The organism is uncultured Dokdonia sp., from assembly GCF_947492535.1.
In the GTDB taxonomy this organism is placed as follows: Bacteria; Bacteroidota; Bacteroidia; order Flavobacteriales; family Flavobacteriaceae; genus Dokdonia.
This window is the reverse complement of record NZ_CANLNH010000023.1, coordinates 1-15,972: the sequence shown is the minus strand read 5'-3', so window position 1 is coordinate 15,972 and position 15,972 is coordinate 1. Positions and strand designations below refer to the sequence as shown.

The window sequence follows — 15,972 nt, the reverse complement described above, 5'->3', positions numbered from 1 at the left end:
ACAGCCCTCAAGTCGAGGGCTATTATAAAGCTGGGGGAAGATTGGTTTTTATTAATTATTGTATAGACGACAAGCCCCTAAACTCTCTTAATCTATAACAATATATTAAATAAGCTACTTGAACACTCAAAACCAATTATTGTAACTTTCAATACATACATTATGTAAATAATTACTAGTAGATTGAAAATGTATATTTTATGTACTTAGCAAAGTAATATATACTTCTCCTTATCTGTTATCTAATTTAAGAAGCACTTCTGAATATTTGTTCGGGTATGCTGGCAAAAATTTTACGGTTTTCCCGTAATTTTAGGTGTTTATAGCGTTTTTACATAATTACGTCTTCTAGTTTGCGCATTTAATATTGTTTTTTTGATCATTTGTAAGAATTATATTTCATCTGTATACGCTTTCGCGAAAGCGTATATCTAAGATTAAAATATAGGGATACAGTGTATTATATAATTAGGTTCTATGTTACATTAAAAAATCTAGTACGATATGATTCTATGTTACACGATTTTAATACCTACTGCATCGTTTAGATAGAAAGCATAAAAAAACTGCAATGATTATATAGCAATCATTGCAGTTTTTAGTTTTATTTAGTTTAATCTATATAAGACCTCTTATACGTGCTTCTTCTATTAAACGTTCATCACTTTCAGATTTTACGTGTAACTTTTCTTTTAATTGATTTTTACGTTTCTCAATAGCACTTAACGAAAGGTTGATATGATTTGTTAAGTTTTTGGTTCGCACTCCTCTAGAGAGGTGATATAGAATTTGAAGATTAATCTGATCTACAGATACATCATTCGTTACCATTTTACGTAAATGGTCATTTACGGTACTACTATAGTATATTTTCTGACTCAATACTTGCTCAAAGGCATGATTAAGTTCTGAAAAAGAGATATCTGTTTTTATCAATAATCCTTGGGGATTTACTTTTTCTAATATATTATGGATTCTGGTACTTTCATTGTGCATGGTAAGGATAATCACTTTTGCTCTCGTAAATTTCTTTTTGAGATATTGTGCAATTCCTTCTCCAGATGTAATTCCTACATCGTTGGTTGCAATTGGTAATTGTACATCTATCATGGCTAGATCGTATGACTTAGATTTGGGGGTTTTGTCAATAAGTGCAATGGCTTCATCACAGTTTGAAGCGGTCTCTATTTCTAACTTATAGTTTTCTTCACAAAAATCTGACAATGTATTTTTGTACCCCTCTAAGATCATTGGATGATCATCTACCATTAAGACTTTAAGCTTTTTTTTCATTTTTTACGATTATTTTATGGAATACTAAATATCGTAAGTTGCTAATCTTAAACTTTATAGGGAAAGTAATTGTGCTAACATTTATTTAGTGACTACAAGATACTAAATTTTTAATTAAATGATATTTGGATTTGAGTTCCAAGATTCATTTTACTAATAATTTTATAGGAACCTGCTATTTGAGCTACACGAGATTTGATATTTTTCATTCCAATACCAGATTTTGCTTTTGTTGTATCCATTCCTACACCATCATCTTCTATGGTAAGTTGTACGTTATCATCGTGACTTTTAAAGGTTACAGTAATATGTTTTGCACTGGCATGTTTATTAATATTCATGAGACACTCCTGAATAATACGGTATATATGTACTTTTTTAGAGTTTGAAATCAAATCCCAATTGATGGTATGATCATATAGAAAATCATAGGTTACCTTCTGTGCTTCAAATTGATCTTTTAATAATTTTTTAAGTACATCTGGATATAAGGTGTCTTGTGTAAAGGTTTCGTTATTAAGATCATGAGATATTTTTCTAATTTCTTGTCCCAGATCTTTTAACTGATCTATATAACTAGATCGTAAGACCTCTACTTCTTTACCATGTTTATTATTTAAACTATCTAAGCTTAATCGTAGTCCAAAGAGTCTACTTAAAATACCGTCATGTAACTCTTCAGAGATACGTTGTTTTGCTAAGTGCTTCCCTTCCTCTAGTTTTCCTTGTTGCGCAAGCATGAGGTTAAAGATTTCTTCATTGGCTTTTTGTTGTCCTTCCTGGTACTCTAGTTCTTTTCTATTATTTCTACGTTGTAGTAGGATATAGCCTATTAAAAATATAATGACACTTATAGAAAAAATAATAATCAAACGTCTAGAGGTTTCTGTGGCTTTGTTTTTGGCTACTTCTAATTGATCTGTTTCAAAACGAACACGTGCAAACTTATTTTGGAAAACTCTTTCTTCCATTTGCAAACTATCACTTATACGTATATATTCTTTACCATACGCAATACCATCATTAGAATTTGAGGCCTCCATCAGAAGTTCTAAAGATCCAAGTATACCATCATTATACGTAATCTCTTTGGCAGTTTTATAGGCATTTCCTGCATAATATTTAGATAATTCTTTCTCTCCCTTTTCAAAATATATTTCTGAAAGGTGTATACCACTTGAGACCATTGCTATTCGATCATTCTCATCTGAACTTTTGTTTAAAGCCTCCAGCAACAAACCTGGAAAAGACTCCATATTACCGTTTCTATACTCAGCATATCCTAAGTTATCGATTAAACGAACATAAGCTTTAGGTTTTTTAATTTCTAAACTATCATATAAAAGTCCTTTCTTAAAATTTGAAATGGCTTCTGAATAATCACCCATATCCATATACACCATCCCTAAATTATTAAGCGTACTACTATTTAATAATTTATCTCCTTTTTTTAACTCCTTCCGATATTCATGTACTTTTTTATAGTAATCAATTGAACTTTCATATTCTCCAAGAGATTTAGAGACTATTGCTAAATTATTGTATGAAGATGCTAAATATCTTTTTTCATCAATTTTTTCAAAAAGTTTAATTGCTTTAATTGAACTTTCTTGAGCCCCTACATAATCTCTTACATTTTTTTGAGTTATCGCCATTGCCAAAGCTGAATAACCTCCAGCTTTAACATTATGCACCTTATCATATAATTTTTCTGAATTATAAAAATATGCATATGCGCTATCCAAAACATCATTATTTAAATGATATAATCCTAAAATATAATTGGATTTAGCCAATCCTACAGAATCTTTAATTAAGGAACTTAACTTTAAAGCTCTATGATTATAAATATAACTAGAGTCTTCTACATCTAAATTTTCATATGAAGTTGCTATATCTAACAAATATTGTCTCATTAATGTATCACGAGGCAAATCTCTAGTAATAGCAATCATGCTATCTATATATTTAAACCTATCAGGTCTTTTTATAGAAGTATTGTTAACTAACCTTTGATATTTTTCAAAGGGTTCTATATTTTTCTCATCAGTATTAAAATCAGAAAACCCGTCATCGCAAGATATGAGTAAAACGAGACTTAGAAAACATATGTATATATTGTTTTTCATTGTGCTAAATATCTGAAATATAATTCTTTTATAAAAAAACAAAAGCTTAAAATTAGTAAAACAAAGAAAGTCCACTTTTATATTTACAAGTGAACTTTCTTTGTTTGTTTATAAATTATAGTTTTTAGTTACCATCAACTTCTCCTGGAGGAATGTCATCATCTTCTACTCTTTTTTCATTTCCTGGAGGAATGTCATCATCTTCTACTCTTTTTTCATTTCCTGGAGGGATGTCATCATCTTCTACTCCTTTTTCATTTCCTGGAGGGATGTCATCATCTTCTACTCCTTTTTCATTTCCTGGAGGGATGTCATCATCTTCTACTTTCCCTTCTCCTCCTGGAGGAAGATCATCATCTTCTACTATTCCATCTTCTTTTGGAGGAAGATCATCATCTTCAACATCAGCTGCTTCTTCTTGTGTTTTATTGTTAGTATTATCATCTACAACTTCAATCTCTTCTATATTTAGGGAATTTGCAATTTCAAAATCTTCTAATATAGGATCTGATTCGCAAGAAAAGAATAAAGCGACAGCAAATAATATAGTGAGTGTTTGTATGTATGTTTTCATCAGTGTGGTGTGTTTAGTAGTGGTTTAAATATCAAGTAATGCCGTGGCATACCTATTTAGTTATTACTTTCAGGGATTGGGGATTATTAAAAATTATCTATTAGTATCATTATACTCACATATTCCCATTTCATGTGATTTTAATGATTTGTATGAAGCTTCAACACTTGTTTTGGTTTGTTATAACGGTGTAAAATTAGTGAGAAGTGAGGTAGTTAAATAGTAATTAAAAGGCTATCTAGTACTTATACTAGATATAGATGTAGATGACCCTCATATACGAGTATATGACGATTTTGAAAAAATGCTATTTTTTTGTTAAAAATAAGTGTTTTGGAGTTTCTTTAGTAGATACACACCCTTTTATTAATTCAATGTTCCATTATATGAACATTGAATATATACAGAAAGTGCTAGTAACTAGCACTTTCTGTAATACTTATTAAGCAATCACTAGACTACGCTTATAAAAATTGTCACGTATTGCTTCTACATTTTCTTTATAAGACTTTGAAAAAGGAACTGCAAAATCACTGTGCTCCATAGTACATTGTGATTTACCAAAATGTATTCTTGAGATATAATGACTATTTACAATATAACTATTATGCACTCTTATAAAATGTTCTGGTAATGACTCTTGAAAAAACTTCAATGTTTTAAAGGCGCTCACCGTAGTTCCATTTACTCTTACAAAGTCTGTCGTGTTATTATCTGCCTTTAAAAAAAGGACTTCATTTGTGTTTACAAACTTATAATCACCATATGATTTTAAACAAAGGGTATCATTTATATCTGCTGGTGCGCTAAATGCCGATTTTCTAAAACGAAATAAGGTACGTCTCAACACATTTTTATCTATAGGTGTGATAATATAATCTAAGACACTATGACGTATTCCTTCTATAGCATATTTTGCAGAGGAAGCTAAAGCTACAAATTGTGGCAATACATCCATATACTTTTGAAGTGCATCCATTAGATAGTAACAAGTAACACCAGAATTATGATGTTCTAGTTCTATATTCAGAAATACCAAAGAGGGATTTCTTTCTAAGATCATATCCAATCCTTCCTGTTCTCCGGAAGAAATTCCAATACAGATAAAATTGTTAAAATTTTCCATTGCAAGCTGGATAGCATATACTGTTTCAGGATTGCTATCAATAATAACATATGAGTGTTCCATGACGATTTAATTTAGTGAGAATACATCGTATTTACTTAAGGGGTATATTTAGGGGTCTTAAGTGACAGTTAAGCTAGTTATTCTACCCGTAATTTACTTGTGGTTTTACCGTAATTGTGATACGGCATTCACATCAAATCCCCTTGATTTTTTACATGTAGTCTATTTACATCTTCTAGTAATACGTTATCAAAGGGAAAAAAAGTTGTCTTCTACCATAGAATACACAAATAAAATGAGCTTATATTCAACCTTTAGTAAAGAACTAAAACATCATTTAAAAACAACAAAAAAACATACTATTTAAAAGTTTCAACTACGCACTAGACGGAGATCGTATATTGTTAAAATAGACTAGATATTTCACCTAATTATTTGAGGAAATAATAGCATATCAATTTACATTGATTAAAGGTGCTTTATACGCTTTCGCGAAAGCGTATATGGATTTAATTATTATTTAGAAGAAGGTATTTATTTTAAATGAGCCTATATTCAACTTTTAGTAAAGAACTAAAACATCATTTCAAGACAACAAAAAAACGTACTATTTAAAATATTTCAACTACGTACTACACGGATTGTATATTGTTAAAATAGACTAGGTATTTCACCTAATTATTTGAGGAAATAATAGCATATCAATTTACATTGATTAAAGGTGCTTTATACGCTTTCGCGAAAGCGTATATACATAAAAGAGAGTTTAAGTGGTCAATCATCACAAAGAAAAATTACCTTATATCATGATTTTAGAAAGTCCATGAGATTTCCGCCTTCGCGGAAACAAAAAAGGCTCCTCATAAAATGAAGAGCCTTTTGTACTCGAGACGGGACTTGAACCCGTACGTCCTAATGGACATTGGATTTTAAGTCCAACGTGTCTACCAATTCCACCACTCGAGCATCTGTTTTGCGGAAGCAAAACAATTGGTATATTTTTAATTCAGTATGTCAAATTTTTCAGAGCGAAAGACGGGATTTGAACCCGCGACCCCCACCTTGGCAAGGTGATGCTCTACCCCTGAGCTACTTTCGCATTATGTGTTCTTCTCAGAACTCCACTGCTTCAAACAGCGGATGCAAATTTACAGCTTTTCTACATTTGGCAAAACGTTTTTTAAAAAAATATGCACCTTATTTAGCATAAACTTTAAAATAAATCATAATCATGTATATTTCAGCGCTTTACGAAGTCTTATTTTCTTTCTTTTTCACAAGCATTCGTTTAATTTCATTCAACTTCATAAGCGCTTCTACAGGTGTAAGTGTATCTATATCTGTATGTAAGATTTCTTCTTTGATTTGTTCTAGTAATGGATCATCCAAATTAAAGAAACTTAATTGCATCTCATCATCGGCAGCATCCTTTAATTTTCCGGTGAGTTCTTCACTTCCATGCGACTTTTCTAGCTTCTCCATCATCTTTGTCGCTCTTCGTACTACTTGTTGTGGCATTCCAGCCATTTTTGCTACGTGTATCCCAAAACTATGCGCACTTCCTCCTGGCACCAATTTACGCAAGAACAACACCGTATCTTTTAACTCTTTTACGGAAACGTTATAATTTTTAATACGTTCAAACGTTTCACACATTTCATTGAGTTCATGATAATGTGTTGCAAACAATGTCTTAGGACGTCCTGGATGCTCATGTAAGTATTCACTAATTGCCCACGCAATAGAAATTCCGTCATAGGTACTGGTACCTCGTCCTATTTCATCTAGTAATACCAAACTACGATCTGAAATATTATTCAGAATACTTGCGGTTTCATTCATTTCTACCATAAAGGTACTCTCTCCCATAGAGATATTATCACTTGCCCCTACTCTGGTAAAAATCTTATCTATCATTCCAATATGTGCCTCGGTAGCAGGCACAAAACTTCCCATTTGTGCTAGGAGCACAATCAGTGCTGTTTGTCTCAAAATAGCACTCTTACCAGACATATTAGGCCCAGTAATCATGATCATTTGTTGTGCTTCTCTATCCAGATATACATCATTTGCGATATAGCTTTCTCCCAGAGGCAATTGCTTTTCAATCACAGGGTGACGTCCTTCTTTTATGGTCAATGCTTGAGAATCATCTACCAACGGACGAACATAATTATTATCTTTTGCGAGTTGTGTAAAAGAGGCCAAGACATCCAATTGTGCGACTAAATTTGCATTATGTTGTACTTGAGGTATAAACTGCATCATCCATTGTACAAGCTCAGAAAACAATTGCTGTTCTATTCCTAGGATACGTTCTTCAGCGCCTAATATTTTAGCTTCGTATTCTTTAAGTTCTTCAGTAATATAACGCTCTGCATTTACGAGGGTTTGTTTTCGGATCCACTCTTCAGGTACTTTATCTTTATGCGTATTACGGACTTCTATATAATAGCCAAATACATTATTGGAGGCTATTTTTAGCGAGGTAATACCCGTACGCTCTGTCTCTCGTTGTAACATCTTATCGAGATAATCTTTTCCCGAAAAGGCAATATTTCGAAGTCCGTCTAATTCTTCATGAAATCCTGTAGCAATCGCACCTCCTTTTCCTATAGCCACAGGTGCTTCTTCATTAAGTGTCTCTTTAATTTTAGAGCGCAGTAACTCACACTCGTGAATACCTTCTCCTATAATTTGTAGGGCTTCATTTTTTGCTTGCAAGCTCAAGGCTTTTATAGGGACCATGGCTTCCAACGAGTTTTTAAGTTGGATCACTTCACGTGGAGACACTTTCCCAGTAGCGACTTTACTTATTAAGCGTTCTACATCACCCATATTTTTAATGTAATGACGTAGTTTTTCAAACAATACGTCATCATCGAGTAAATACGAAACGACTTCGTGACGCTGCTTTATTTTATCTACATTCTTTAGTGGTAATGCCAGCCAGCGTTTTAACAATCGCGCTCCCATAGGAGAGGTCGTTTTATCAATAACGTCTAATAATGTGATCGCTTTCGCGAAAGCGGTATGATACAACTCTAAATTACGAATGGTAAATCTATCCATCCATACGTACTCATCTTCAGCAATGCGATTAATACGGGAAATATGCTCTAATTTATGATGTTGTGTCTCTCCCAGATAATGCAAAATCGCACCCGAAGCAATAATCCCCTCTTCCAGGTGGTCTACTCCAAACCCTTTAAGTGTATTCGTTTTAAAATGCTTATTCAACGACTCAAACGCATAATCGGTTTTGAAAATCCAATCTTCCATAAAGAAGGTATGAAAGTCAGGACCGAATGCGGTAGAAAAAGCAGTTTTCTGTTTCTTTGAAATCAATAATTCGCTTGGCGCGAAATTTTGTAGTAATTTATCTATATAGGCTTCATCGCCTTGTGCTGTGAGGTACTCTCCGGTCGATACATCCAAAAAAGCGACGCCTAATGTTCGTTTTCCGATATGTACAGCGCCCAAAAAATTATTCTGTTTTGCAGATAATACCTCATCATTAAGTGCCACGCCAGGTGTTACTAATTCTGTCACCCCACGTTTTACAATTTTCTTGGTCATTTTAGGATCTTCCAACTGATCACAAATAGCCACACGACATCCTGCTTTTACGAGCTTAGGCAAATACGTATTTAAAGAATGATGCGGGAAGCCAGCCAACTCGGTCTTATCACCTCCATTATTACGATGGGTCAAGGTAATGTTTAAAATACCTGCCGATTTTACTGCATCTTCCCCAAAGGTTTCGTAAAAATCTCCTACTCTAAAAAGTAATAACGCATCAGGATATTTTGCCTTGATGGTATTGTATTGTTGCATTAAAGGAGTCACCTTTTTTTGAGTGCTTTTTGCCATATCGCAAGGTACTTTTTTGAGTGATTTTTGCAAATCTTATGCAATAGGAGTTATCACCAATTTTTCACAGTTATAAACCAATATTATTTTATAAAACGCAAAATAAGACCATTTAAGAGCTTTTTAGATTTTGCTTCAAGGATGCACATCAAATTAAACTGAAAATCAATATAATACGCGAATATGAATTAAAAATTCATAAGAATTAATGATAGTGTAAATCATTTTAATAACTAAAAATTATACATAAAATTACATTCTTTTTTACCTCAACTAATTTGATAAAAGTAAATCCTAGCCTACCATTATTTTTTCTGTTTAATGCATTTTCCAACATTCGTAAATCTTGATATCCTTGTTCTTTTAAAGAAGCTCAATATCTCATAATTTTAATCAAAACGCACAACGTGCTTTATAATTAACATCTAGCATACGCAACTATTTTATACATGAGGTATCTATTAAGTAAATAGTTATTGTTATGAAAAAGCTCCTATTTCTTCTACTTGTAAGTCTTTTTATGGTTGGTTGTTCTAATGATGATGATCAAAGTAATAGTTTAAATCTTATTGGCACCTGGGATTGGGTACGTTCTTCAGGAGGTATTACTGGAGAAACAACAACACCCGAATCAACAGGTACTAGCATGACTTTAGAAATTACAAATACAACTATTACAAGAATAGTAGATAATGATCTTATTATATCAGAAAACGCCTATAGTATTCAAGTAAGAGAAACCATGTCTGGAGAGTTCAGAGAAATGCTCATTGTAGGAGATGGTATTGGTCAAATTATAACCATTGAAGGGAATTCATTGATACTTACAGGAGATTGTAATGATTGTGTTACGAGTGAGTATGTAAAACAATAAATTAAACGCTCATCTTAGAAAACAAGTCCTTTGAAAATTAGTAACGGAAATTTTATGATTTTTTGTTTCAAAAGATTGCAAAATAAGGAAGTCATGAACGGAAAGTATTTTTTATTCCCTTAAAAAAATATGGAATAAAAAATACAACCACCACCAAGTTTTATATAGTCCTCTTCAAAACAAGTCCTTGAAGTATTGAAACGGAAAGTTTTAAATATTTTGTCAAAAACCTACAAAAAGAAAGGTTCATTTACGGAAATTTTATATTTTTTTGATTCAAAAGATTACAAAAAATTATAAAAAACCACCACCAAGTTTCATATAGTCCTCTTCGAAAACAAGTCCTTGAAGTATTGAAACAGAAAGTTTTAAATATTTTTTCAAAAATTTACAAAATAAGGAAGTCATGAACGGAAAGTATTTTTTATTCCCTTAAAAAAATATGAAATAAAAAATACAACCACCACCAAGTTTTATATAGTCCTCTTCGAAAACAAGTCCTTGAAGTATTGAAACGGAAAGTTTTAAATATTTTGTCAAAAATTTACAAAATATTTAAAACAACCACCACGCTACTGAACATTGATCTTAGAAAATAGATCCTTTTAGAGCTTGAACGGAAAGTTCTTTTCTTTTTGTGCCAAAAACTACAAAAAGAAAAAAACAACCACCCCACTTCTATACGTTCATCTTAGAAAACAAGTCCCATACAACTACCCCGCAAGAGACGGAGATGTTTAGAGAGTGTTTGGTGCCAAATTGAGGGATCTCGATCACGGTGTCACTTTCTGAAACGACTTCTTGCTGTACGCCTTTTACTTCATTTCCAAAGATAATAGCATAGGTTTTTCCTTTTTCAGGCGTAAACTCATTAAGCATTACGGCATCTTCTGCTTGCTCAATAGCACATAAATGGATATGATCCTGTTTTAGCTTTCGCGAAAGCGTAACCGTATCTTCTACATATTCCCAATCTACAGCATCGGTAGCGCCTAATGCTGTTTTCTGAATCTCGCGATGTGGAGGCTGTGCTGTGATTCCGCATAAATAGATTTTCTGAATCAAAAAAGCATCGGCTGTGCGAAAAACAGAGCCTATATTATTAAGACTTCGTATGTTATCCAGAATAATAATTAAAGGTGTTTTTTCTGAAGCCTTAAACTCAGTTACCGACTTTCGGGTGAGTTCGCTATTTTTTAATTTTCTATTCATACGCTATCTGTCCTTCGGACTAGGGTAACTAAAAATCTAAATTTTAGTCAAACTGAACTTGTTTTAGTTTCTCATCACATTAAAAAACGATGTATGATTCTGAAATAAATTCAGAATGACATTCAAATATACTTTTTAGATTGCCTCAGTAGTTATTGCTTATTTTATTAGTTCTGTTTTCCAATTATAAAAACATGTATTCATAATAATATATAAGTCTATGTTCTATAAGCAAAGTGATCTATATTCTTTTCTCAAATACTATTTCTGATTATACCCAAAACGACGTAATTGCTTCTGATCACTACGCCAGTTTTTATTCACCTTTACATACAGTTCTAAATGCACTTGCTTGCCAAAGAATTTTTCCAAATCTTTACGCGCTTCTACACCTACTCTTTTAAGTGCCGTTCCTTTATGCCCTATAATGATTCCTTTCTGACTATCGCGCTCTACCATAATCACAGATCGCATACGGATAATGGTATCTTCTTCAAAGAACTCTTCCGTTTCTATCTCAACTGAATATGGGATCTCTTTTTTATAATGCATTAAGATTTTCTCACGTACAATCTCATTTACAAAAAAGCGCTCTGGCTTATCAGTAAGCTGATCTTTAGGATAAAATGGAGGTGAATCTGGAAGTACTTCTATAATACGCTTAAATACTTCTTCTACTCCAAAATTTTCTAGTGCTGAAATAGCAAACACCTCAGCATTAGGTACTTTTTCAGACCATAATTGGAGTGCTGCTCCTAAGAGTTCTTCATTCCCTTTATCAATCTTATTAATTAATAATAATACAGGGATTTTAGCATTGCGAATTTTAGTAAAGAAGGCTTCATCTTTCAATTCTTTTTCACCTAATTCTACGAGATATAAAAGCACATCTGCATCTTCAAACGCACTTTTTACAAAGTCCATCATCGATGCTTGTAACTCGTATGCGGGTTTTATGATACCGGGTGTATCACTTAAAACAACCTGAAAATCTTCTCCATTTACAATTCCTAATATACGGTGACGCGTGGTTTGTGCTTTTGAGGTGATAATAGATAATCGCTCTCCTACAAACGCATTCATAAGCGTACTCTTTCCTACATTAGGATTTCCTATAATATTTACAAAACCTGCTTTATGAGACATATGGTATTATTTGCTGCAAAGGTAGGGTATATAAATCTCAAATGATCAATTACCAAATCGCAAATTTCAAATCTCAAGAGTCAAGAGTTCATGGTTCATGGTTAATGGTTAATGGTTAATGGTTAGGATACGTTATCTAATTAACTTCTTTGGTTTCTGGGTACGCTTTAGCGTTTCACTCTCCCATTGGTCGTGAACCTGCCTGCCGGCAGGCAGGTCTCGCTAGCTCGATTTCGCGAAAGCGTAAAAATTTAGAATCAAAAATTCTTCATAATCCGTTCCCTATGATAAATGTCATCATTTTTTGCTTCTGAACCTTCTACATTTAGACCTTATGGAATTTTCTAATGATATTACATTACGTCCTAGATTCTCACTGGAACTGAATGCATTGCCTGAGAATGTATTACATGCATTTAAAGAGGTAGCCGAAACACAAAAAGATTTTATAATAAGTCGTGTTGATGATCATGTGTTTATTAGAATCCCAAAACACAAACAGCATTTTTGGTCACCTCAACTACATCTGGAAATTTATAAATTAGATCAACAACCTACAGTACTTAAAGGGCTTTTTGGGCCTAAACCTACCGTCTGGACATTATTTATGTTTTTGCATTTTATTGTGGCGACCCTATTTATTAGCGCAGGTATATGGATGTATAGTTGTATTGTTTTAAAAACCTCATTTACAACTCCTTTAGTTTTAATGGTATTGTTTTTTATCCTTTGGTTTGTTCTCTACTTTTCAGGAAGATTAGGAAAGGAAGCTGGGAAAAAAGAAATGAAAATGCTACACTATTTTATGTACAACACGCTTAAAGATTATGAAATAATAAGATCATGATCTTGGTTTTGCACGAGTTCTATCATACAGCACGATACTTCCTGCAACGGCTACATTCAGACTCATTTCTGAAGGAAACTGTACTAGGAAATGAGATTTCTCGATGGCTTCTTTTGAGAGTCCGTGATCTTCGGCTCCTAAGAGATAAACACAACGCCTCGGATGTTCAAAGGTTTCTAACGGCTCTGACGTTTCATGCATTTCTACCCCTACGAGTCTTGCTCCCTTTGGCAGATGGTTGTAAAAATCGGTAAAGGTATCATAATGAAAATAGGGCATTGCTTTGACTGCATTATGGGTATCACTTGCTTGTTTTGCATAGCGATTTCCAATGGTAAAAATAAAGCTTGCGCCTAGGTTTTGAGCACTTCTCCATAAGACACCTAAGTTTTCAGGCGTTTTTCCATTTTGAATGCCTACACCAAAAAATTCATTGGTGAAATTGTCTACTTTCATATAGCAAAAATATCATTTTAGAAGAAGACTATTTTCAAACTTATGTGCATTTTGGTAAAATAAAGAGAATTTGATGTCGCAACCTTTATTCTTTGCCTCGAATCCTTTTTTGTACGCGCTTTGTAGATATAACTTAAGCATCAAATTTTCAATTCCCCAACCCTAAAGGGAGTGAAAATTTTAAATATCCTAACAATTTGAGAATGTGTCCGCCCTTTAGGGTCGGGGAAAGACATATTCGAATTTAAAAAAGTAAGCATGCTAACAAGAAAAACTAATCCTACTTTAATCCTCTCTTTTGCGCCCATGTCACTAACTTCCCAATGGTGAGTCCTTGTACAAGTATAGAAAAAACAACAATTACATAGGTAATTACTAGAAACAACTCTCTATTCATCTCATCAGAAAGTCCTAAAGCAAGTGCTATAGAAATTCCGCCTCGCAATCCGCCCCATGTCATAATAAGATTGGTTTGAGGCACAAAATCCAATCGTTTTTTAAAGAAATTAATAGGGACTAATAAAGACGCATAACGGCATAGTAACACTATAGGAATAGCTAATAATCCTGCAACTACATATTTGCCTTCTACGACAAGTACCAGCATCTCCATACCAATTAAAACAAACAGTAAGGCATTCAATAAAATATCGATGAGTTCCCAGAATTTATCTACATAACTCTCTGTGATTTCAGACATAGCAGTGCCTCGTATGGTATCATTTCCTACAATAAGTCCCGCAGTTACCATAGCAAGTGGTGCAGAAAGGTGAAACTTATGTGCAATAGCGGTTCCTACCATCACGCCAGCAAGGGTAATAATAACTTCTATATAATAATCGTCTATAGATTTCATGAGACGATATACAATCCATCCTATAATAGCGCCTAAACCGATACCTCCAATTACTTCTTGACCAAATAGTTTAAAAATTGCAGACACCTCTATATTTTCTGTTCCAAAGGAAGCGATTTGAAAAATAGTAAGAAACACAACAACGCCTACACCATCATTAAATAAGGATTCGCCTACTATTTTGGTTTCTAGTTTTTTTGGAGCTCCAGCTTGTTTTAAGATTCCTAACACAGCTATGGGGTCTGTAGGAGAGATCAACGCCCCAAACAATAAACAGTGAATAAAAGCGACCTGCAATCCGAATAAAGGCAATAAATAATACATCACAGCCCCTACTAGAAATGTAGAGACTAATACACCCAGCGTTGAAAAAACTAATACCGGCCATCGTTGTATTTTGAGCTGTTCAAAATTTGTATGTAATGCGCCTGCAAATAGTAGGAAACTCAACATAATATCCAGTAGTACGGTCCTAAAATCTATCTGTTTGATAATATAACGCTCAGCATGTAACAAGGTATCATCAATATAACTCAAAGCAAATATCGCTAGTGTAAATACAATAGTAATGAGCATCAAGCCAATAGTGTTAGGCAGTTTCAAAAAACGTACATTGATATATCCAAATGCAGCCGAAAGTCCTACAAGTATGGTGATGATTAGAAAGTAATCCATGAATTTTTATGGGTAGTTATTTAGGAAGTAAAGATAGGTATCTATTTTTATAAACATCATTCCGCTTTCGCGAAAAGGTATGCTCGTTGCAATAACGTATCGAAGGCATCTACTCTGGAAAACAAACATAGTATACGCTCCCTTCTGTCTCTAAGGAAAATATTGGTGATTGAATGATTTTAAAACAAAACATCGTGAAGATTTAAAATTGTATCGAAATTACCTATTCTAATAAACGTAGTATACGCTCCCTTCCGTCTGTGTCTCGTTACCTCCACACAGCCACCTTCCCTCTCCAAGGGAAGGAGCTTTTTAATAACTAATGGTTTGCTTTCGCGAAAGCGATCTTGTGAGATTAACAACCACAGGGAGAACGAAATGTTAAAGCGTATAATATACAACCCTCCAGATAGGGGTATGAGTTTCCCCTCTAAAAAGAGGGGACTAAGGGGTGTGTTATTCATAAGAGTTTCATCTCTCTCCAAAAGAAAGAGCTTTTAAGTTTCAAAAAATAGATAATTGAGTGATTTTAAAACGAAACATCGTGAAGATTTAAATTGTATCGAAATTACCTATTCTAACAAACATAGTATACGCTCCCTTCCGTCTGTGTCTCGTTACCCCCACACAGCCACCTTTCCTCTCCAAGGGGAAAAGTTTTTCAAAAACACAAAATAGAGTACTACTCTATCGTTAGAGTATTACTCTATTTCTACTTCTTGTCGGTGATTTCAATCACCTTACACAATCTATTTCATTTCCTCGAAGGAGGAAATCTTATTATTAAATACTTCAATATAAATTACTATAATCGTATCTTATATATCTTTTCTAAACTCCTAAACTCCTAAACTCCTAAACTCCTAAACTCCTAAACTCCTAAACTCCTAAACTCCTAAACTCCTAAA

At 33.4% G+C, this 15,972-nt stretch carries 11 protein-coding genes and 2 tRNA genes; 2 read left to right on the top strand and 11 right to left on the bottom strand.

Annotation, left to right across the window (positions count from 1 at the left end):
• Positions 1-618: 618 nt before the first annotated feature.
• The 7 genes from Q1A60_RS20280 to mutS all read right to left on the bottom strand — a co-directional run bounded on the left by Q1A60_RS20280 (position 619) and on the right by mutS (position 8,998).
• Positions 619-1,293 carry a response regulator gene (locus Q1A60_RS20280; RefSeq protein WP_299679056.1) on the bottom strand — a complete coding sequence of 225 codons (675 nt, stop codon included), beginning with the start codon at positions 1,291-1,293 and terminating at the stop codon, positions 619-621.
• Positions 1,294-1,403: 110 nt separating this feature from the next.
• On the bottom strand, positions 1,404-3,422 hold the full coding sequence (locus tag Q1A60_RS20275) for a tetratricopeptide repeat-containing sensor histidine kinase (protein ID WP_299769190.1): 2,019 nt from the start codon (positions 3,420-3,422) through the stop codon (positions 1,404-1,406).
• A gap of 124 nt (positions 3,423-3,546) precedes the next feature.
• Complete coding sequence (locus Q1A60_RS20270) at positions 3,547-3,996, bottom strand: hypothetical protein (protein WP_299769187.1); 450 nt, start codon at positions 3,994-3,996, stop codon at positions 3,547-3,549.
• Positions 3,997-4,438: 442 nt separating this feature from the next.
• Complete coding sequence (locus Q1A60_RS20265) at positions 4,439-5,185, bottom strand: LytTR family transcriptional regulator DNA-binding domain-containing protein (RefSeq protein ID WP_299769184.1); 747 nt, start codon at positions 5,183-5,185, stop codon at positions 4,439-4,441.
• A gap of 822 nt (positions 5,186-6,007) precedes the next feature.
• Positions 6,008-6,091 (bottom strand) — tRNA-Leu (locus Q1A60_RS20260).
• A gap of 61 nt (positions 6,092-6,152) precedes the next feature.
• Positions 6,153-6,224: transfer RNA gene (locus Q1A60_RS20255), tRNA-Gly, on the bottom strand.
• 149 nt (positions 6,225-6,373) lie between these two features.
• The gene (gene mutS, locus Q1A60_RS20250; RefSeq protein WP_299769181.1) at positions 6,374-8,998 is read right to left on the bottom strand and encodes a DNA mismatch repair protein MutS; all 2,625 of its coding nucleotides are present in this window, start codon (positions 8,996-8,998) and stop codon (positions 6,374-6,376) included.
• A 481-nt stretch (positions 8,999-9,479) separates the two neighbouring features.
• Between mutS and Q1A60_RS20245 the strand changes: the two genes are divergently transcribed.
• Positions 9,480-9,872: a hypothetical protein gene (locus tag Q1A60_RS20245; RefSeq protein ID WP_299769178.1), complete on the top strand. Its 393-nt coding sequence runs from the start codon at positions 9,480-9,482 to the stop codon at positions 9,870-9,872.
• A 678-nt stretch (positions 9,873-10,550) separates the two neighbouring features.
• Here Q1A60_RS20245 and Q1A60_RS20240 read toward each other — a convergent pair.
• On the bottom strand, positions 10,551-11,084 hold the full coding sequence (locus Q1A60_RS20240) for an RNA methyltransferase (RefSeq protein ID WP_299769175.1): 534 nt from the start codon (positions 11,082-11,084) through the stop codon (positions 10,551-10,553).
• A 261-nt stretch (positions 11,085-11,345) separates the two neighbouring features.
• Entirely contained in the window at positions 11,346-12,230 is an 885-nt protein-coding gene (era, locus tag Q1A60_RS20235) for a GTPase Era (protein ID WP_299769172.1), read from the bottom strand.
• A 334-nt stretch (positions 12,231-12,564) separates the two neighbouring features.
• On the opposite strand from era, the gene Q1A60_RS20230 reads away from it, so the two are divergent.
• Positions 12,565-13,077, top strand: coding sequence for a GTP-binding protein (locus Q1A60_RS20230; RefSeq protein WP_299769169.1), 513 nt, complete (start codon positions 12,565-12,567; stop codon positions 13,075-13,077).
• Here the strand turns inward: Q1A60_RS20230 and Q1A60_RS20225 are convergent.
• Positions 13,072-13,533, bottom strand: coding sequence for an RNA methyltransferase (locus Q1A60_RS20225; RefSeq protein WP_299769166.1), 462 nt, complete (start codon positions 13,531-13,533; stop codon positions 13,072-13,074). The genes Q1A60_RS20230 and Q1A60_RS20225 overlap by 6 nt on opposite strands.
• Positions 13,534-13,813: 280 nt before the next feature.
• On the bottom strand, positions 13,814-15,064 hold the full coding sequence (locus tag Q1A60_RS20220) for a sodium:proton antiporter (RefSeq protein WP_299769163.1): 1,251 nt from the start codon (positions 15,062-15,064) through the stop codon (positions 13,814-13,816).
• Between the last annotated feature and the right edge of the window lie 908 nt (positions 15,065-15,972).

Bases quoted from the DNA above. Each gene is read 5' to 3' on its own strand.
- Q1A60_RS20280 (WP_299679056.1), bottom strand. From the start codon at position 1,293: ATGAAAAAAAAGCTTAAAGTCTTAATGGTAGATGATCATCCAATGATC.
- Q1A60_RS20275 (WP_299769190.1), bottom strand. From the start codon at position 3,422: ATGAAAAACAATATATACATATGTTTTCTAAGTCTCGTTTTACTCATA.
- Q1A60_RS20270 (WP_299769187.1), bottom strand. From the start codon at position 3,996: ATGAAAACATACATACAAACACTCACTATATTATTTGCTGTCGCTTTA.
- Q1A60_RS20265 (WP_299769184.1), bottom strand. From the start codon at position 5,185: ATGGAACACTCATATGTTATTATTGATAGCAATCCTGAAACAGTATAT.
- mutS (WP_299769181.1), bottom strand. From the start codon at position 8,998: ATGGCAAAAAGCACTCAAAAAAAGGTGACTCCTTTAATGCAACAATAC.
- Q1A60_RS20245 (WP_299769178.1), top strand. From the start codon at position 9,480: ATGAAAAAGCTCCTATTTCTTCTACTTGTAAGTCTTTTTATGGTTGGT.
- Q1A60_RS20240 (WP_299769175.1), bottom strand. From the start codon at position 11,084: ATGAATAGAAAATTAAAAAATAGCGAACTCACCCGAAAGTCGGTAACT.
- era (WP_299769172.1), bottom strand. From the start codon at position 12,230: ATGTCTCATAAAGCAGGTTTTGTAAATATTATAGGAAATCCTAATGTA.
- Q1A60_RS20230 (WP_299769169.1), top strand. From the start codon at position 12,565: ATGGAATTTTCTAATGATATTACATTACGTCCTAGATTCTCACTGGAA.
- Q1A60_RS20225 (WP_299769166.1), bottom strand. From the start codon at position 13,533: ATGAAAGTAGACAATTTCACCAATGAATTTTTTGGTGTAGGCATTCAA.
- Q1A60_RS20220 (WP_299769163.1), bottom strand. From the start codon at position 15,064: ATGGATTACTTTCTAATCATCACCATACTTGTAGGACTTTCGGCTGCA.